Genomic DNA, 17569 nt, shown 5'->3' with positions numbered 1-17569 from the left:
ACCCCGCTCGGCGGCGGCCGAGCGGCGGCTGCCGGACGGGGACGGACCGGGGGCGGCGGCGCCGCGGACCCCGGGTCCGTCCCCGGCTCCGTCCCCGCGCGGGACGGCTCCGCCCGGGCAGCTCAGGCGGTGGCCGGCTGGCGGCGCGGGCGCCGGCCGGGCTCAGCGGCGGCCGCGAGGAGCTCACCGGTCTCCGGGTCGACGTCTGCCGGGACCTCCGGGGCCCCGTCCCCGCCTCCGGGGTCGCCGCTCGGCTCCGCCGGGTCCCCGTCCGGGGCCGGCGGGGCGCCCGCGGCACCGGTCTCCGCCGCGTCCTCGGGCTGCCCGGCGGGCCGCTCCCCCGTCTGCTCGGCGGGCGGCGAGGAGGTCACGGTGCGCTGGAAGCAGGCCGTGCCGAGGGCGAGGTCGTGCCCGAGGGACACGGCGTCCACGTCCACGGCCGTGTTGCGCCCGTGCTCGCCCTCCCAGAACCGGACCTTGAGCTTGCCGACCACCACCACGGGCTGGCCCTTCTTGATGCTGGCCAGCGCGTTGAGCCCCAGCGCACGGAACGCCTGGACGGAGAACCAGTTGGTGTGCCCGTCCCGCCACGAACCGGCCTGCTGGTCGAACCAGCGCGGGGTGGAGGCGAGGCGGAAGGTCACCACCACGGTGCCGTCGGGCAGGTTGCGGGACTCGGGGTCCGTGGCCACGTAGCCGCGGACGGTGATCTGCTCGGTCATCGGGAACTCCTCTGGACGGCGGCCGGTGCGGCCGGTGCTGGCCCCGGTGGCGGGGTGCACCCAGCGTCCTGCAGGAGCCGGTGCCGCCGCGGCGGGCGGGCCCCGGTTGTGGACGGCCGCGCTCCTCGGGTTCCGGGACCACGCGCTGTGCAGTGCGACCGCCGGGCGACCAGCGTGAGACCGGCTCACGGTCCGCGAGCGCCCGTCAGTCGATGTCGACGGCGTTCCAGGCGATGACGGCGAGGGGCTCCCGGTGCCGCTCCTGCTCGTGGGAGCATGCCCAGCACCACGGGCCGTAGAGCGGTGGGGCGCCGCACTGGCAGAGTCGGATCCGGGCCATCGGACTCACCTCGATGTTCGTTGCAGTGGCCTGGCAGGTGACGGCCTGCCGGACGACATCCTGCGCGGGTGTCCTCACCCCTACTACCGGCGCAGTGGCTCCTGTGGATGCACCGCGGCCCGGTTTTCGGGGCCGGCACGGCGCCCGGACCGCCGGAGCGGGCGCCGCGCCTACCCCGTCCCCGCGCGTCGCCCCGCTGCGCGGAGCCGTCGCCCCGCCCCTCGGAGCCGTCGCTCCGCGCGGCGGGGCGTCGACCGCGGACGTCAGCCACGGGCGTCGGCCGCGATCTCGCCACGGCAGGCCGGTGCCGGTGCAGTGCGGGCGCCCGGACGGGAGGCGGCGGTCGGCCTCGCGTGCGACGACCCCCGCAGTCTCCCGGGCACGGCGCAACGGCGCCGTGCCCGGTTCGCCGCCGGCCCCCGTGCGTTCCGTTCGACTAGGCGGCGTGCCCCGGCTCGACCACGATGCAGTCCTCCCGGAAGTCGAGGTGCATGCAGTGCAGCGCGACGACGCCCCGGGTGATCGCCTCCAGCTGCTGCGGATCGATGTCCGGGCCGACGTTGCGGACGATGAAGTCACGGGTGTCCTCCGTGGCCTCCTCCACCGTGTCGTAGTGGTAGTAACGGGCCCCCCGGCCGGTCCACTGCCTGATGATGGTGACGCTCATGGTTCCTCCCCCTGAATCGGATCCGGACGCGTGGTCCGCGGCCGCCCCGGGCACCCCGTCCGGGAACTGCGGCCGTCCCGGCGGGCTGCCGCCGGGGTCGTCGCGGAGGTGCTGCTCCGGCTCCTCGTCCGTCCTGGCGCGGAGCTCAGGTGGCCGGATCACTGCACCCCTCGATGTGCTACTTAACGTATGCGAATTCACAGGGTGGTGCTTGTCCACACTTTCGCGACCGCAAACAATCCAGAGCGGGTTGTAGCTCGGGAAGAGGCACCGGCAGGACTGCCTGGGAGGGGGACGGCCGGGCCGTGCCCGCCGAGGGCCGCAGGTGGGCCGGTCGTCCGGGGTGTGGCGGGAAAGTGCTCCGGCTCCGGGCGCCTGCCGGGACGCCGCTCAGCACCTGCCGGCTCCGCCACCGACGAAAGATGGCCCGCCCGGTCCAGTAAGACCGAGCGAGCCGCGGACACACAGACGGCGAGATCTGCGTGCCCACCGCACAGCCTACCCCGCCTCCGCTCCGCTCGGAGGTACCGGTCCACCGAACGGGCGCCGGCACGCTCATCCGGTCCGCCGGCCCTGCCCGCAAGGGCCGTGCGTCTCGCCACCGGAGAGGTCCCGCCGGGCACCGCAGCACGACGTGCCGTCGGATCTGGCGTCGGAGACGACGAGATCCCCGCCACCCTGAGCCGTGAGGGCCGGAATGGCGGGGATCGCGAGTGTGCCCCAGGAGGGAGTCGAACCCCCGACCAAGAGATTAGAAGGCTCCTGCTCTATCCACTGAGCTACTGGGGCGTGCCGCCCGGGACCGCGTCCCGGGCACCGCGGTCGAGTTTATCAACTCGCGGGGGCCACACCGGCTCCTCAGATCACGGCGCTCTGCACCGGGGGCTGGTAGCGGCCGCGGAAGAGCCGCCGGGTCGCCGGGTCGATGAACCACAGGTACACGCCGTAGGAGAGGGCGACGACCGCCGCGATCAGCCGGCCGGAGCTGAGGTCGAGGTCCAGGTACGGGAAGACGTCCAGCTGGTCGGAGACCGCGTAGATCATGAAGAAGACGGTGAGGAAGAACAGGATGTCGACCTGCCAGTCGCTGCGGATGCCCGTGACCGCGAACAGCGGGATGAGCCACACCACGTACCAGGCCTGGATCATCGGGGAGAACAGCACGATCGCGGCGAACGCCCAGGTCAGCCGGCGGATGATCCGCTCGTCCCGGCCCACGAACATCAGCCAGAGGATGACGGGCACCGCGAGGGCCTGGCCCGCCGTGTGGACCACCTCCCGCCACTGGCCCGCGTCGGCGCCCACGGCCGCGGCCAGGGTGGTGGCGAGCACGCCGGCGAGACCCACCGGGGCGTACCAGATGGACACGGAGCCGGGGGTGGACATGGCGGAGACCCAGCCGAAGCCGAAGCCGTTGAGCAGACCCATCAGCCCGAGCAGGGCGACCGCGTAGACGAGGACCAGGAACCAGATGACGAAGCGGCGGGTCCACGACGCGTTCCGGCCCGCCCACAGCAGGCCGATGAAGGGCAGGAAGACGAGGGTGATGGGCTTGATCGCCACGGACAGCGTGACGAGCGTGGTCCCGAGCAGACCGCCCTTCCAGTTGCGGTGCACCGCGGCGGCGTAGGTGCCGCCGAGGGCGAGGGCGATCATGATGGCGTCGTTGTGCACGGAGACGATGAAGTTCGTGAGGAACAGGGGGTTCGCCACGCTGAGCCACAGGGCCCGGGCCGGGTTGATGCCGTGCAGCCGCGCGAGCCGCGGGACCAGCCACATGCAGGCGATCACGGCGAGCACGCACATCCCCCGGAACCAGAGCACCCCGGCGTCCGGGTCCGCGCCGGTGACGGCCACCACGAACTGCTCGAGCCACAGGAAGAGCGGCCCGTAGGGCGGCGGGGACTCCGACCACATCTGGTCGGCCCCGAGCTGGAAGAAGTTGTCGATCGTGGAGACGCCGTGCTCGTAGGGGTTCAGCCCGCTGGCCATCACCCGGCCCTGGCCGATGTAGGAGTACACGTCCCGGCTGAACAGGGGGATCGTCACGAGCATGGGGGCGGCCCACGCCGCGATGGCGATGAGCACCCACCGGCCGCTGCCGGGTCCCCACGTGTTGAGCTTCTGCCCCAGGCGCAGCCACTCACGGATCAGGAGCATCCCGCCCACGGCGAGCAGGAGGATGGAGACGATCACCCCGGTGGTCGTGAAGCGCATGCCGATGATGACCGGCGCCTGCCGCAGCGGGGAGACGGAGGCGAGCCAGCCGACGCCCAGGGAGCCGACCAGGAGCATGAGCGACCCGAGCGTGCCCATGAGCACCGTCCGCAGGAGCGAGTCGGAGTCGTACCACGAGCTCCCGGGATCCGCCGGCGGCCGGACGCCGTCGGGTCCCTCGCCCGGCGCCGGCGTCGTCGAAGTGATCTGCACTGCTCTCCCGATGCGCCCGTCCGGTGGCTGCGGGCGCCCCGGCTGGGCGCAGCACGGACCCGTGGTCGCCCCGATCCTATCCCCGGCTCCTCGGGGAGTCCCCGACCGGTCCCGGCGGCGACCGGCGGCGTCGGGGCGGCACGGTAGATTGTCCGGGTGGCTAATTCGAACGGACGCATTGTGTGGATCGACTGCGAGATGACGGGGCTGTCCATCGAGGACGACGCCCTGATCGAGGTCGCGGCGCTCGTCACCGACGACGAGCTCAACGTCCTCGGGGAGGGCGTCGACGTCGTGATCCGCCCGGACGAGGCGGCGCTGGCGCAGATGGGGGACTTCGTGCGGAACATGCACACCTCCTCCAAGCTGCTCGACGAGCTCCCCTCCGGTCTGACGATGGAGCAGGCGCAGGAGCAGGTCCTCGCCTACGTCAAGGAGTGGGTGCCCGAGCCCGGCAAGGCCCCGCTGGGCGGGAACTCGGTGGGCACGGACCGCACGTTCCTGGTGCGCGACATGCCGGAGCTCGTGGCGCACCTGCACTACCGCGTGATCGACGTCTCCACCATCAAGGAGCTCTCCCGCCGGTGGTTCCCGCGCGCCTACTTCCAGGCCCCGCCGAAGACCGGCAACCACCGGGCCCTGGGCGACATCCGGGACTCGATCGACGAGCTGCGGTACTACCGCCGCGCCGTGTTCGCCGCCGAGCCGGGGCCGGACTCGGTGACCGCGAAGGGCATCGCCGCGGAGATCGCCGCGTCCCGCACGGGCGCCTGAGTCCCCCGTCCGGCGCCGGGACCCCGGCCCGGACGGGCGGGGGTCCCGGCGTGGTCCGGAGCCCTCCGGGAATGCGGTACACTCGTATGCGTTGCCCAGCGGAAGCAGGTCTTCCGGCGGGCGTTCATGGTGGGCGTAGCTCAGTTCGGCAGAGCGCCTGGTTGTGGTCCAGGAGGTCGCGGGTTCAACCCCCGTCGCTCACCCACTGTGAAAGGCCGTCCCGTTGACTCGGGGCGGCCTTTCGTCGTTCCCGAACCGGTTCGAAGGGGTGCAGGCCCCGGCAAGTCGAAGGAAGTGCGTTATGGCCGTCCGTCCCGTGGTGATCACCGGCGATCCCGTCCTCCACCGCCCCGCAGCCAAGGTGGCGCAGTTCGACGAGGACCTGCGCGCCCTCGTGGCGGACATGTACGAGACCATGGACGCCGCCCACGGCGTGGGGCTCGCCGCCCCGCAGATCGGCGTGGGGCTGCGGATCTTCACCTACACGTTCCAGAACGACGACGTGGCGCCGCGCGGGGTGCTCGTCAACCCCGTGCTGACGCCGGGGAAGATCTCCCAGGAGGCGCCGGACCCGGACGAGGAGTCCGAGGGCTGCCTGTCCGTGCCCGGCTACAGCTGGCCGCTGAAGCGGGCGGACTGGGTCCGGGTCGCCGGCTTCGACGTGGAGGGCCGTCCGGTCGACTTCGAGGCCACCGGGTGGTTCGCCCGCGTCATGCAGCACGAGTACGACCACCTGGACGGCAAGCTCTACGTGGACCGGCTCAACGACAAGTGGTCCCGCAAGGCCCGGAAGGCGGTCAAGGCCGAGGGCTGGGGCCGCGGCGGCCACACCTGGACCCCTGGCGTCGACGAGGACCCGTTCGGCCACTGATCCGTCCGCGCACCGGCCCCGGCGCGCCCGCTCAGTCCTCCGTCAGCACGACGACGAGCTCGCCCGCCGACCGGGCCGTGGGCTCCGTCAGCTCGGCCCGCCAGCGCTCCTGCGCCGCCGAGAGCAGGTCCAGCGGCGTCTCCAGGCGTTCGCCGGCGGCGGCGCGCTCGACGAGGTGCCGGGCCAGCAGGCCGCGGGTGTGCTTGGCCATGTGCGAGACGACCTGGCGCCTCCCGTTCCGCTCCCGCACCGCTTTCACCCCCACCGTCCGGGCCCGGGGACCGCGCCACGCCGCCGCGTAGGCGGCCGACCGGCAGTCCACGACGAGCCCGTCCCCGGCCGCCGGCTCCAGCACCGCGGGCAGGTGGTGCTTCCAGTGCGCCGCGAGCCTGCCGAGCCCCGGCAGCTCGGCACCCATGGACAGGCGGTAGGCCGGGATCCGGTCGTCGGGGCGCACCGCGCCCCACAGCGCCGAGACGACGACGAGGGAGGCCGCCGCGGCGGTCCGCTGCGCCCCGGTCATCCCGGCCGGGTCGAGGGCGTCGTAGAGCACCCCGGTGTAGACGCTCAGGGCCGGTGCGGCCGGCTCGGCGCCCAGCCGGGTGTTGCGCTCGACCTCACCGCGCAGCCGCTCCCCCACGCCCAGCACCTCGAGCGCGTCCTCGCGGGCGCTCGTCGCGGCCAGCTCGGCGAGCACCTGCTCCCGGGCGGCCGTGAGCTGGGGGAAGGACAGGACGGCGGGGTCCACGGGGGCGCCGGCGCCGGGGGCGGTCTTGGTCTCGGAGGGCGGGAGGAGGATCAGCACTCGCAGCAGTCTAGTGACCCCGCGGGCCGGTCCGGGCGCCGCGGACCGGCGGGTAGGATGGGCCTCGGACAGGTCGGCCGGGTGACCGCGGGCCGCGCAGCTCCGGCTGTCGCGGCGCGAGGAAAGTCCGGGCTCCGCAGAGCAGGATGGTGGGCAACGCCCACTCGGGGAGACCCGCAGGAAAGTGCCACAGAGAACAGACCGCCCGTCCCCGGTCCGTCCGGGCGGCGGGTCAGGGTGAAAAGGTGGTGTAAGAGACCACCAGCGCGCCGGGTGACCGGCGCGGCTCGGTAAACCCCATCCGGAGCAAGGCCAGACAGGGTGCGCCCGAGGGCTGCTCGCCCGAGCACCCGGGTAGGCCGCTCGAGCCCACCGGCAACGGTGGGCCTAGATGGATGGTCACCGGCACGGCACGGGCGACCGGCCGTGCGCACAGAACCCGGCTTACAGGCCGGCCTGTCCCCCGCCCCCGCACCGTGCGCTCCGGGCTCGAGCGGCACCGTGAAACCTCAGGAGCGGACGAGCAGAACCCCGCACTCGGGGCACGTGAGCACCTCGTCCGGGGCCGCAGCCCGGAACGTCGCGGCGTCCGTGGGGCTGAGCGCCGTGCCGCAGGACCCGCACGCGGTGCCCCGCAGCTCCGCGGCCGCCGGACGGTCGGTGCCGCGCCCGGTCCGGATCTTCTCGTACCGTGCGAGCAGCCCGGGGTGCCCCACGCCCTCCGCGGCGGCGGGGCGCGTGCGGGCCAGCTCGTCCCGCTCGGCCGTCAGGGCGCGGCCCTCCGCGTCCCGGGCCTCGACCCGGCGCCGGGCCTCCGTGTCGGCCTCCTTGAGCCGCGGCGTGATCCGGGCCCGGTGCGCCACGGCGTCCTCGAGCTCCTGCATGACCTCCAGCTCCGCCTCCTCCGCCTCTGCCAGCTGCCGGGTGCGGGTGTCGATCTCGTGCTGCAGGCCCATGAGGTCCTTGGCGGAGCCGCCCTGCTCGAGGCGCCGGCGGTCCTTCTCGATCGAGGCCTGGACACGGGCGACCTTCTGCTCGGCGGCGGCCAGCCGGTCCCGGACGTCCTGCTCGGCGGCCCCGAGCTCCTTGGCGGTGGCGATCGCCCGGGCCCGGAGCTGCAGCGCGGCGGCGACCTCGGGGTCGGTCTGCAGCTCCGCGATCCGGGCGGCGATCCGGCGCAGCCGGGCGTCCACCCGCTCGAGCTCCAGCAGGGCTCGTTGCTGCTCGGGCGTGGCGGTGCTCATGCGGGTCCTCCTGCGGTCGGTGCGGCGGGGTCGGGGGCGGAACGGTCGTGGCCGGACCGGACGGGGTCGGACCCGTCGTGGCCGGGGTGGTCGAGGCGGAAGTCCCACGGGTCGGAGCACCGCTCGGAGACGTCGACCTGGACGTCGTGGCCGCGCGCCGCGAGCGCCTCCCGCAGCGCGGCGGCGCCCACGGGCAGCCACAGCCACTCGCTCGCGAAGTGGGAGAGGTCCACGAGGTACGGGGTGCCGCCGGCGCCGGGGCCCAGTGCGGCCTCGCGCGCCTCGGACGCCGGGTGGTGGCGCAGGTCCGCGGTCACGTAGACGTCGGCCCCGGAGGACCGCACCGCGTCGAAGAGCGAGTCCCCGGCTCCCCCGCACACGGCGACACGCCGGACGAGGGCGTCGGGGTCCCCGGCCACCCGGACCCCGTGGGCGGTGGGCGGCACGGCGTCGGCCAGGCGCCGGGCCAGCTCCCGCAGGCGCACGGGCCGCGCCAGGTCCCCGACGCGTCCGATGCCCACGGCCGGGTCGGCGGGGTGCGGCGCGAGGGGCGTCGTCGTCGTGAGGCCGGCGGCCCGTGCCACGGCGTCCGAGACGCCGTCCGGGGCGGAGTCCGCGTTGGTGTGGCAGGCGAGCAGGGCGCACCGGTGCTCGATGAGCTCGTGCACCACGGCGCCCTTGAAGCCGTCGGCGGCCACGGACGTCACGCCGCGCAGGAGCAGGGGGTGGTGGGTGACCAGCAGGTCGGCGCCGGCGGACACGGCCTCGGCGACGACCCCGGCCACGGGGTCCACGGCGAACAGGATCCGGCGCACGGGCTGGTCGGGGCGGCCGGTGACGAGCCCGCTGGCGTCCCAGGGCTCCTGCAGGTGCATCGGCCACAGCTGCTCGACGGTCTCGAGCACCTCCGACAGGGTGGGGGCGGGCCGGGGCGGGGACGTGCTCTGCTCGCTCATGCGCCCCAGTCTAGGAGTCCGTTCCGCGCCGGCCGCCGAGGCGGGCGCGGAGACGCCCGGGGCGGGTGCGGGAATGATGCGGGCCGTGCGGTGTTGTACGGGTCATGGCCTACTCCGCGCACGACGACGACGACGCACGCCCCGCCCCCGATCCCCGCCCGGACGCGGCGGAGCCCGCCGCGACCGAGACGTTCGTGCTCGCGGGCGGGTGCTTCTGGTGCCTCGACGCGGTCTACCGGATCACCCGGGGCGTCACCTCCGTGGTCTCCGGCTACACCGGCGGCGACCCCGGGCGTGCCGACTACTACGCGGTGTGCACGGGCACCACCGGCCACGCGGAGGCGGTCGCCGTGACCTTCGACCCGGCGGTGGTGCCGGCGGACGTGATCCTGGACCTGTTCTTCACCGGTCACGACCCGACCACCCTCAACCGGCAGGGCTACGACGTGGGCACCCAGTACCGGTCCGCCATGTTCTGGGCCGACGAGGCCCAGCGGGAGCTGTTCGAGCAGTCGATCCGCCGGACGCAGCCGGCGTGGGACCAGCCGATCGTCACGACGCTGGAGCCGCTGGGCCCGTTCTGGGAGGCGGAGCCCGAGCACCAGGACTTCTACGCCGCGCAGCCCTGGAACGGCTACTGCCAGGTGATCATCAACCCCAAGCTGGCGAAGGTCCGGAAACGTTACTCCGCGTGGCTTACCGCATAGTAGCGCTTGCGGCGCGTGGCTAGGCTGAGCTAGGACCGCGCCGCCGCGGACCCCCAGAGCGCCGGCGGCCGCAGCACGACCCGAGCAGCACCCAGATCCGACAGAGAACCGACCACGCAGAAACCGAGGTACGCACATGCCGAAGATCTACAACGACGTCACCGAGATCGTGGGCCGCACCCCGCTCGTCCACCTCAACCGGCTCGACGAGGGCCTGCCCGGCAACGTCGCCGTGAAGCTGGAGTTCTACAACCCGGCGAACTCCGTCAAGGACCGGATCGGCGTGGCCATCATCGACGCCGCCGAGAAGTCCGGCCAGCTGAAGCCGGGCGGCACGATCGTCGAGGGCACCTCCGGGAACACCGGCATCGCGCTGGCCATGGTCGGCGCCGCCCGCGGCTACAAGGTCATCCTGACCATGCCGGAGACCATGTCCACGGAGCGCCGGGTCATGCTCCGCGCCTACGGCGCCCAGATCGTGCTCACCCCGGGCGCGGAGGGCATGCGCGGCGCCGTCGAGAAGGCCCAGGAGATCGTCGACACCACCGACAACGCGGTCCTCGCCAGCCAGTTCGCCAACGAGGCCAACCCGGCCGTCCACTACGCGACCACGGGCCCGGAGATCTGGGAGGACACCGACGGCCAGGTCGACGTGTTCATCTCCGGCGTGGGCACCGGCGGCACCATCACGGGTGCGGGCCGCTACCTGCGCGAGCAGAAGCCGGACGTGCGCCTCGTCGTCGTCGAGCCCGCCGACTCCCCCCTGCTCACCGAGGGCAAGGCCGGTCCGCACAAGATCCAGGGCCTCGGCGCGAACTTCATCCCCGACATCCTGGACCGCGAGATCTACGACGACGTCTACGACGTGACGGTCGAGGACTCCGTGCGGGTCGCCCGCGAGCTCGGCACCAAGGAGGGCATCCTCGGCGGGATCTCCTCGGGCGCCATCGTGTGGGCCGCCCTCCAGGAGGCGGCCAAGGAGGAGAACCGGGACAAGCTGATCGTCGCCATCGTGTGCGACTTCGGCGAGCGCTACATCTCCACCCTGCTCTACGAGGACATCCGGGGCTGAGCCGCGCCGCTGACCACGACCCGTCCCCGCCGGGAATAGCGCCGCCTGCCGGTGACGTTGCTCCCGGTGGTGGGCGGGTCGTTCCCGTCCGCGCCCCAGCACGTCCCGCCGGTCCCGGCGGGCCAGGACCCCCGCCCCCGGAAGAACAGAGGAAGACCGTGAGTATTTGGAGCAGACTCGCCGAGGACCTGCAGACGGCCCGGACGCACGACCCGGCCGCGCGGTCCAGGGTGGAGATCGCCCTCAACTACTCGGGTCTGCACGCCATCTGGGTCCACCGCCTGTCCCACCGGCTGTGGCAGCACCCCGACCGGCGGCTGCTGGCCCGCACGGTCTCCCAGCTCGGCCGCTTCCTCACGGGCGTCGAGATCCACCCGGGGGCGACCATCGGGCGCCGCTTCTTCATCGACCACGGCATGGGCGTGGTCATCGGGGAGACCGCGGAGATCGGCGAGGACGTGATGATCTACCACGGGGTGACCCTGGGCGGGCGCTCCCTGGAGAAGGTCAAGCGGCACCCCACCGTGGGCGACCGCGTGGTGATCGGCGCCGGGGCGAAGATCCTGGGCCCCGTGGAGATCGGCGCCGACTCCGCCGTGGGCGCCAACGCCGTGGTGGTCAAGGACGTGCCGGAGGACTCGATCGTGACCGGGATCCCCGGCAAGGTCCGCCCGCGCACCCCCGAGAAGCAGCAGCCCCTCGTGGACCCCTCCAGCTACATCGACCCCGCGATGTGGATCTGACCCTGCCCCGCTGCGACGCCGGCCGGCCGCCCCCGGGACGGGGACGGCCGGCCGGCGTCGTCGTGCGGGGTCCGGGTCAGGAGACGACCTCGGAACGGTCCCCGCTCCACAGGGTGTGGTAGACACCCTCGGCGTCGTCGGTGCGCCGGTAGGTGTGGGCGCCGAAGAAGTCGCGCAGCCCCTGCGTCAGGGCCGCGTTGAGCCGGGGCCGGCGCAGCGAGTCGTAGTAGTTCAGCGTGGTGGCGAACACCGGCGCGGGGATGCCGCGCTCCACGGCTCGGGCCACGACGCGCCGCCAGGACGGCAGGGCCTCCTCGACGGCGGCGACGAACTCCGGGGCGAACAGCAGGTTCAGCGGCTGCTTGTCCCCCTTGTACGCCTCCATGATGACCTCGAGCAGCTCCGCCCGGATGATGCAGCCCTCCCGCCACAGGCCGGCGATGGTCGCGAGGTCCAGGTCCCAGCCGTACTCCCGGCCGGCCATGGTGAGCATGTCGAGTCCCTGGGCGTAGCTGACCAGCTTCGAGGCGTAGAGGGCCTTGCGCACGTCCTCCACGAACTCGGGGTCGTGCACGACGTCCTCGGTGGTGCCGCCGATGCCGGCGGGCAGCACGCGCTGCGCCTCGAGGCGCATCTCCGGCTCGGCGGAGGACAGCGCCCGGGCGAAGACGGACTCGGCGATCGCGGTGACCGGGGAGCCGAGCTCGAGGGCCTCCTGGACGGTCCAGCGGCCGGTGCCCTTCTGCCCCGCGGCGTCCACGATCACGTCGATGAGGGGCCGGTCGGTGCGGGCGTCGACCTGGCGCAGCACGTGCGCGGTGATCTCGATGAGGTAGGAGGCCAGCTCGGTGCGGTTCCACTGCTCGAAGACGTCGGCCTGCTCGGCCGGCTCGAGCCCGGCGACGGAGCGCAGCAGCTCGTGCGCCTCGCCGATGACCTGCATGTCGGCGTACTCGATGCCGTTGTGCACCATCTTCACGAAGTGGCCGGCGCCGTCCGTGTCGATCCAGGCGCAGCACGGCGTGCCGTCCTCCGCCTTGGCGGCGATGTCCTCGAGGAGGGGGCCGAGGGAGTCGTAGGACTTGCGGGGTCCGCCGGGCATGATGGAGGGCCCGAGCAGGGCGCCCTCCTCACCGCCCGAGACGCCGATGCCCACGAAGTCCAGGCCCTTCTCGGCGAGCTCGCGCTCGCGGCGCCGGGTGTCCTGGAAGTAGGAGTTGCCGCCGTCGATGATGATGTCGTCCTTCTCGAGCAGCGGCACGAGCTGCTCGATGACGGCGTCCACGGGGGCGCCGGCCTTGACCATCACGAGGATGCGGCGGGGGGTCTCGAGGGCGTCCACGAGTTCCTGGAGGGTCTCTGTGCGGATGAACGTCCCCTCGTCGCCGTGGGCGTCGAGCAGGGCGTCGGTCTTCTCGACGGAGCGGTTGTGGAGGGCGACGGTGTAACCGTGCCGGGCGAAGTTGCGGGCGAGGTTCGCGCCCATGACCGCGAGGCCGGTGACCCCGATCTGAGCTTTCTGTTCTGCTGCCATGCCCCCAGCCTACAAACTCCGGGAGGGCGCTCCGTCCGGTGCGCACTTGTTGCCGCGGCCCGCCGGGGTCACGGCGCGATCGCCGAGGCGGGGGCCGGGGCGGAGTCCGGACCGGAGGCCCGGCGGAGAAGTCCGCGGAAGAACCTGCGTCACAATCGCCAATCCCCCCGCCGGGGCTCCTACATTGGTGGTGGAGCACGAGAGCCGGGGGGCTTGGCATGGACGCGTGGAAGAGGACGATGATCGGGGCCGCGGCCTGCGCCGCCCTGTGGTCGGGCGCCGGGTTCGCACCTGCCGCGGCGGCCGCCGACGGCAAGGTCGACGTGGTCGTGGGCGCCAAGGAGGTGCTCAACGAGGCGACGATCGCCCGGGCCAGCGAGAAGGCGGCCCAGCTGTGCGGGGGCAAGGCCTCCTCCTACGTGAAGAAGGCCCGGAAGGCCGATAGCACGGGGAGCATCGTGGTCCTGTGCACCCGGGCCGGGTCCAAGCAGGTGTACTTCCGCTAGTCGTGCTCCGCACCGGCTCCCGCGGGCGTCGCGACCGGCTGGTGGTGGGTCCTACCGGGATCGAACCGATGACATCCACGGTGTAAACGTGGCGCTCTACCAGCTGAGCTAAAGACCCTGACAACCGGGTGGGCGGTTTTCGCAACCGCCGGCACCCGGTTCCCGAACAGGCTACCCGCCGGGGCGCACCGGTGCCGACCGGGTGCGGGCTCCGCCCGGCGTGACGTTCGCCATATTCGCCGCCCGCCCTACGGCCGGGCGAGTCGCCGCTCGAGCCCCACCAGGAAGGCGGTCGCGGACGCGTCGACCTTCAGCCGCGCCGCGGCGTCCCCCCGGGTGCGCCCGTGATTGACGATCACCACGGGCACGTCGGCGCGCACCGCGTGCCGGACGAAGCGGCGCCCCGAGTTCACGGTCAGGGACGAGCCCACGACCAGCAGGGCGTCGGCGGCGTCCACCATGCGCAGCGCGCGCAGCACCCGGTGCCGGGGCGCGTTCTCCCCGAAGAACACGACGTCGGGCTTCAGGACCCCGCCGCAGACCGGGCAGTCCGGCACCCGGAACCCGGCCGTGCGCGGCACCACCGCGTCCGCGTCCGGGGCGAAGTCGATGTCGTCCGGGGACGAGATCGAGTCGTAGAAGCCGGGGTTGAGCTCGTCGAACAGGTCGGAGAGCACCGCCCGGGGGATGCGGGTGGCGCAGCGCATGCACCCGACCTGCGTGTAGCGCCCGTGCAGGTCCACGACGTTGAGGGACCCCGCGGCCTGGTGCAGGCGGTCGATGTTCTGGGTGACCACTCCCGTGACGGACCCCGACTCCTCGAGCCGGGCCAGGGCCGCGTGCCCGGCGTTGGGCCGGGCCCGTGCCAGGTGGCGCCACCCGTACTGGTTGCGCGCCCAGTAGTGGCTGCGCATGGCGGCGCTGCCCATGAACTCGTCGAAGGTCATGGGGGTGCGGGGAGTGGAGCCGGGGCCGCGGTAGTCCGGGATCCCGGACTCCGTGCTGATGCCCGCGCCCGTCAGGACGGCGGTCCGCCGCCCGCCCAGCAGCGCGGCCGCCCCGGCCAGGCCCGCCTCGAGCCCGGCGGCGTCGGGGTCCGGGAACTGGTCGGGGTGCACGGGGGCGCCGTAGCCGGCGCGGACGGTGGGCATCGCTGCTCGCGGGGGACCGGGCCGGCCGGGCTCAGCCGTGCAGCCTGGTGAGGGCGGTGCGGTAGGCCTCGAGCTCCCGCGGCGTGCCGCGCTCCGACCGGAAGGCGTCGACGACGACGCCCTGCGCGTCCAGCACGAAGGTGGCCCGCTCCGCCAGACCGGCCACCGGGTCGAACACCCCGTAGCGCTGGGCCACCTCCCCGTGGGGCCAGAAGTCGGACAGCAGGTCGAAGTCGAAGGACTCCTCCCGCGCGAACGCCCGCAGCGTGTACTTCGAGTCCACGGACACCGCGAGCAGCTTCACCCCGGCGTCGTCGAACACGGAGAGGCTGTCCTGGAGCCGGCACAGCTCGCCGGTGCAGACCCCGGAGAACGCGAACGGGTAGAACACGATCGCCACGGGGCGACCGCGGAGGGCGCTCAGGGTCACCGGCTCGCCGAACTGGTTCTTGAGGGTGAAGTCCGGGGCGGGCGCGCCGATCTCGAGCATGCGTGGTCTCCTCCGCTGGGGTCCGGGACGCCCGGTCAGACGTTGCGCTTGGGCATGAGCCGGGTCGCGGCCCAGTCCGCGCTGACGCGGGCGGTCGTGGTCACGTGCAGCCCCGCCGTGGGCGCGGCCTCCTGGACCTCCGCGGGCGGCACGTAGCCGTCGCGGCCCGCCTTGGGGGTCAGCACCCACACCACGCCGCCCTCGTCCAGGGTGGTGGTGACGTCCACCAGCGTGTCGACGAGATCACCGTCACCCTCGCGGAACCAGAGGAGCACCGCGTCGACGACCTCCTGGTCGTCCTCGTCCAGCAGGTCCGACCCGATCACTTCCTCGATGCCGTCCCTCAGGTCGAGGTCGACGTCCTCGTCGTATCCGAACTCCTGGATGTAGTCGCCATCCTTGAAACCGAGCTGGACTACCGCGTCACCCGCGGTGGTCTTGGCCTCGCTCACTGTTCTTGCTCCTTCTGGGATCGGGCCGACGAACGACGACCACGCACTGCGTACCGGTGCTGGGCTCCGCCTGCCCGTCGGCGGACCGCGGGGGCACGGTGGCGGGCCGGATACCGGCTTCACCGTCCAGACAACACCGGATCAGGGACTCTTTCAAGCTCCCGCACGGTGAGCGCCTCCGAATCATGGGGGTGACGCGTGGGCTGACACGCCGTGTGACGGCCGGCCCCGGGTGTGGAAGCATGGTCCCCACAGACACCCCGTACGCCCGAGACGGCCCCGGCGGCGCGATCCGCACGACGGGCCCGGTTCCCGGACGTCCGCCCCTTCCGGGTGGCGTTCGGACAGCGGAACGGGCAACGGGTATTTTGAGACTGTCGGACGTCCCGGCCGCGCCCTCGCGCGCGCACCCGCCCGGGATCCGTCGGACAACTCGACGAAGAGAGGTTGAACGTGCCTTCATCCAGCAACCACCACATCCTCAGTGGCTTGACCAACAACCTGAAGGACTCCGACACCGAGGAGACCCGGGAGTGGATCGAGTCCTTCGAGGGCCTGATCGAGACGCAGGGCACGGAACGGGCGCAGTACATCATGCGCGCCCTCCTCCAGCACGCCGGCGCGAAGAGCGTGGGCGTGCCGATGGTCACCACCACGGACTACGTGAACTCGATCCCGGTGGACCAGGAGCCGGAGTTCCCGGGCGACGAGGAGATCGAGCGGCGCTACCGTGCGTTCCTGCGCTGGAACGCCGCCGTGATGGTGCACCGGGCCCAGCGCCCGGAGATCGGCGTGGGTGGTCACATCTCCTCCTACGCCGGTGTGGCGACCCTCTACGAGGTGGGCCTCAACCACTTCTTCCGCGGCCCGGAGCACCCCGGCGGCGGCGACCAGGTCTTCTGGCAGGGCCACTCGGCCCCCGGCAACTACGCGCGCGCCTATCTCGAGGGCCGGCTCACCGAGGAGCAGCTGGACGGGTTCCGGCAGGAGAAGACGAAGGCCCCGAACGGGCTGCCCTCCTACCCGCACCCCCGCTCCATGCCCGACTTCTGGCAGTTCCCGACCGTGTCCATGGGCATCGGGCCGATGAACGCGATCTACCAGGCCCAGTTCAACCGCTACCTGCACAACCGCGGGATCAAGGACACCTCGGAGCAGCACGTGTGGGCGTTCCTGGGCGACGGCGAGATGGACGAGCCGGAGTCGCGCGGCCTGCTGCAGCTGGCCGCCAACGACAAGCTCGACAACCTCACGTTCGTCATCAACTGCAACCTGCAGCGCCTGGACGGGCCGGTGCGCGGCAACGGCAAGATCGTCCAGGAGCTCGAGGCCTTCTTCCGCGGCGCGGGCTGGAACGTCGTGAAGGTCCTCTGGGGCCGCGAGTGGGACCAGCTGCTCGCCAAGGACGAGGACGGCGAGCTGGTCCGGATCATGAACGAGACCCTCGACGGCGACTTCCAGACCTACAAGGCCGAGTCCGGCGGGTTCATCCGCGACCACTTCTTCGGCAAGTCCCCGGCCACCAAGGAGCTCGTCGCGGACATGACCGACGACGAGATCTGGGAGCTCAAGCGCGGCGCCCACGACTACCAGAAGGTCTACGCCGCCTACAAGGCCGCGACCGAGCACGAGGGCCAGCCGACCGTGGTGCTGGCGCAGGGCGTGAAGGGCTACGGCCTGGGCAGCCACTTCGAGGCGCGCAACGCGACCCACCAGATGAAGAAGCTGACCCTGGAGGACCTCAAGGCCTTCCGCGACCAGCTGCGCATCCCCATCTCGGACGAGGAGCTGGAGAGCGACCTCTACGGCGCGCCCTACTACCACCCCGGCAAGGACTCGCCGGAGGTCAAGTACCTCCTGGAGCGCCGCAAGGAGCTCGGCGGCTTCGTCCCGGACCGCCCGCACGAGCAGCACGAGATCGCGCTGCCCACGGACGCCGCGTACAAGTCCGCGAAGAAGGGCTCGGGCAAGCAGATGGCGGCCACCACCATGGCCTTCGTGCGCATCCTGAAGGACCTCCTGCGGGAGAAGGAGTTCGGCCACCGGATCGTGCCCATCGTCCCCGACGAGGCCCGCACCTTCGGCATGGACTCGTTCTTCCCCAC

Annotated in this window: 18 protein-coding genes, 3 tRNA genes and 1 other RNA gene; 9 read left to right on the top strand and 13 right to left on the bottom strand. The window is 72.6% G+C overall.

Annotated features, from left to right (window positions below; all coding sequences use genetic code 11):
• Positions 1 to 122: 122 nt before the first annotated feature.
• From RF640_RS13040 to mptB, 5 genes are all read right to left on the bottom strand, one after another.
• Complete coding sequence (locus RF640_RS13040) at positions 123 to 722, bottom strand: single-stranded DNA-binding protein (RefSeq protein WP_368828114.1); 600 nt, start codon at positions 720 to 722, stop codon at positions 123 to 125.
• A gap of 205 nt (positions 723 to 927) precedes the next feature.
• Positions 928 to 1062, bottom strand: a complete 135-nt coding sequence (locus RF640_RS13035; RefSeq protein ID WP_017834572.1) for a hypothetical protein — start codon at positions 1060 to 1062, stop codon at positions 928 to 930.
• A gap of 436 nt (positions 1063 to 1498) precedes the next feature.
• The gene (locus tag RF640_RS13030; protein WP_017834571.1) at positions 1499 to 1729 is read right to left on the bottom strand and encodes a hypothetical protein; all 231 of its coding nucleotides are present in this window, start codon (positions 1727 to 1729) and stop codon (positions 1499 to 1501) included.
• Between the two features lie 716 nt (positions 1730 to 2445).
• Positions 2446 to 2518: transfer RNA gene (locus tag RF640_RS13025), tRNA-Arg, on the bottom strand.
• A gap of 69 nt (positions 2519 to 2587) precedes the next feature.
• On the bottom strand, positions 2588 to 4159 hold the full coding sequence (gene mptB, locus RF640_RS13020; RefSeq protein ID WP_368828112.1) for a polyprenol phosphomannose-dependent alpha 1,6 mannosyltransferase MptB: 1572 nt from the start codon (positions 4157 to 4159) through the stop codon (positions 2588 to 2590).
• Positions 4160 to 4315: 156 nt separating this feature from the next.
• Here mptB and orn point away from each other — a divergent pair, with 156 nt between their 5' ends.
• The 3 genes from orn to def all read left to right on the top strand — a co-directional run bounded on the left by orn (position 4316) and on the right by def (position 5804).
• The gene (orn, locus tag RF640_RS13015; RefSeq protein WP_368828110.1) at positions 4316 to 4933 is read left to right on the top strand and encodes an oligoribonuclease; all 618 of its coding nucleotides are present in this window, start codon (positions 4316 to 4318) and stop codon (positions 4931 to 4933) included.
• Between the two features lie 129 nt (positions 4934 to 5062).
• Positions 5063 to 5136: transfer RNA gene (locus RF640_RS13010), tRNA-His, on the top strand.
• A gap of 98 nt (positions 5137 to 5234) precedes the next feature.
• Entirely contained in the window at positions 5235 to 5804 is a 570-nt protein-coding gene (gene def / locus RF640_RS13005) for a peptide deformylase (RefSeq protein ID WP_368828108.1), read from the top strand.
• A gap of 31 nt (positions 5805 to 5835) precedes the next feature.
• Here the strand turns inward: def and RF640_RS13000 are convergent, their stop codons facing one another.
• Entirely contained in the window at positions 5836 to 6609 is a 774-nt protein-coding gene (locus RF640_RS13000; RefSeq protein WP_368828106.1) for a YaaA family protein, read from the bottom strand.
• A 69-nt stretch (positions 6610 to 6678) separates the two neighbouring features.
• On the opposite strand from RF640_RS13000, the gene rnpB reads away from it, so the two are divergent.
• Positions 6679 to 7072: RNase P RNA component class A (rnpB, locus tag RF640_RS12995), an RNA gene on the top strand.
• Between the two features lie 46 nt (positions 7073 to 7118).
• Here the strand turns inward: rnpB and RF640_RS12990 are convergent.
• Together RF640_RS12990 and RF640_RS12985 are read right to left on the bottom strand one after the other, a co-directional pair.
• The gene (locus RF640_RS12990) at positions 7119 to 7853 is read right to left on the bottom strand and encodes a zinc ribbon domain-containing protein (RefSeq protein WP_095650532.1); all 735 of its coding nucleotides are present in this window, start codon (positions 7851 to 7853) and stop codon (positions 7119 to 7121) included.
• On the bottom strand, positions 7850 to 8809 hold the full coding sequence (locus RF640_RS12985; protein ID WP_126350220.1) for a Nif3-like dinuclear metal center hexameric protein: 960 nt from the start codon (positions 8807 to 8809) through the stop codon (positions 7850 to 7852). Before RF640_RS12985 ends, RF640_RS12990 begins: the two co-directional genes overlap by 4 nt.
• 104 nt (positions 8810 to 8913) lie before the next feature.
• On the opposite strand from RF640_RS12985, the gene msrA reads away from it, so the two are divergent.
• The 3 genes from msrA to epsC all read left to right on the top strand — a co-directional run bounded on the left by msrA (position 8914) and on the right by epsC (position 11331).
• Complete coding sequence (gene msrA, locus RF640_RS12980) at positions 8914 to 9516, top strand: peptide-methionine (S)-S-oxide reductase MsrA (RefSeq protein ID WP_232035287.1); 603 nt, start codon at positions 8914 to 8916, stop codon at positions 9514 to 9516.
• 136 nt (positions 9517 to 9652) lie between these two features.
• A complete protein-coding gene (gene cysK / locus RF640_RS12975) occupies positions 9653 to 10588 on the top strand; it encodes a cysteine synthase A (RefSeq protein WP_035929871.1) in 936 nt (311 codons plus the stop codon).
• Between the two features lie 158 nt (positions 10589 to 10746).
• Positions 10747 to 11331 carry a serine O-acetyltransferase EpsC gene (gene epsC, locus RF640_RS12970; RefSeq protein WP_109222445.1) on the top strand — a complete coding sequence of 195 codons (585 nt, stop codon included), beginning with the start codon at positions 10747 to 10749 and terminating at the stop codon, positions 11329 to 11331.
• 76 nt (positions 11332 to 11407) lie between these two features.
• Here the strand turns inward: epsC and gndA are convergent, their stop codons facing one another.
• Positions 11408 to 12865 carry an NADP-dependent phosphogluconate dehydrogenase gene (gndA, locus tag RF640_RS12965; protein WP_126346263.1) on the bottom strand — a complete coding sequence of 486 codons (1458 nt, stop codon included), beginning with the start codon at positions 12863 to 12865 and terminating at the stop codon, positions 11408 to 11410.
• A 218-nt stretch (positions 12866 to 13083) separates the two neighbouring features.
• Here gndA and RF640_RS12960 point away from each other — a divergent pair, with 218 nt between their 5' ends.
• Positions 13084 to 13371 carry a hypothetical protein gene (locus tag RF640_RS12960; protein WP_109267990.1) on the top strand — a complete coding sequence of 96 codons (288 nt, stop codon included), beginning with the start codon at positions 13084 to 13086 and terminating at the stop codon, positions 13369 to 13371.
• Between the two features lie 42 nt (positions 13372 to 13413).
• Here the strand turns inward: RF640_RS12960 and RF640_RS12955 are convergent.
• The 4 genes from RF640_RS12955 to RF640_RS12940 form a co-directional block, all read right to left on the bottom strand.
• Positions 13414 to 13489 (bottom strand) — tRNA-Val (locus tag RF640_RS12955).
• 130 nt (positions 13490 to 13619) lie between these two features.
• Positions 13620 to 14522 (bottom strand): NAD-dependent protein deacetylase, encoded by a 903-nt coding sequence (locus tag RF640_RS12950; protein WP_368828102.1) that lies wholly within the window; start codon positions 14520 to 14522, stop codon positions 13620 to 13622.
• A 31-nt stretch (positions 14523 to 14553) separates the two neighbouring features.
• The gene (locus RF640_RS12945; RefSeq protein ID WP_176337497.1) at positions 14554 to 15012 is read right to left on the bottom strand and encodes a peroxiredoxin; all 459 of its coding nucleotides are present in this window, start codon (positions 15010 to 15012) and stop codon (positions 14554 to 14556) included.
• Between the two features lie 35 nt (positions 15013 to 15047).
• Positions 15048 to 15464: a DUF3052 domain-containing protein gene (locus tag RF640_RS12940; protein ID WP_017833737.1), complete on the bottom strand. Its 417-nt coding sequence runs from the start codon at positions 15462 to 15464 to the stop codon at positions 15048 to 15050.
• Positions 15465 to 15917: 453 nt separating this feature from the next.
• Between RF640_RS12940 and aceE the strand changes: the two genes are divergently transcribed.
• On the top strand, positions 15918 to 17569 hold a 1652-nt coding region (gene aceE / locus RF640_RS12935; protein WP_368828100.1), incomplete at its 3' end, for a pyruvate dehydrogenase (acetyl-transferring), homodimeric type.

This window comes from Kocuria sp. CPCC 205231 (genome assembly GCF_040980965.1).
GTDB classification, from domain to species: Bacteria; Actinomycetota; Actinomycetes; order Actinomycetales; family Micrococcaceae; genus Kocuria; species Kocuria rosea.
This window is presented reverse-complemented; position numbering and strand designations above follow the sequence as displayed.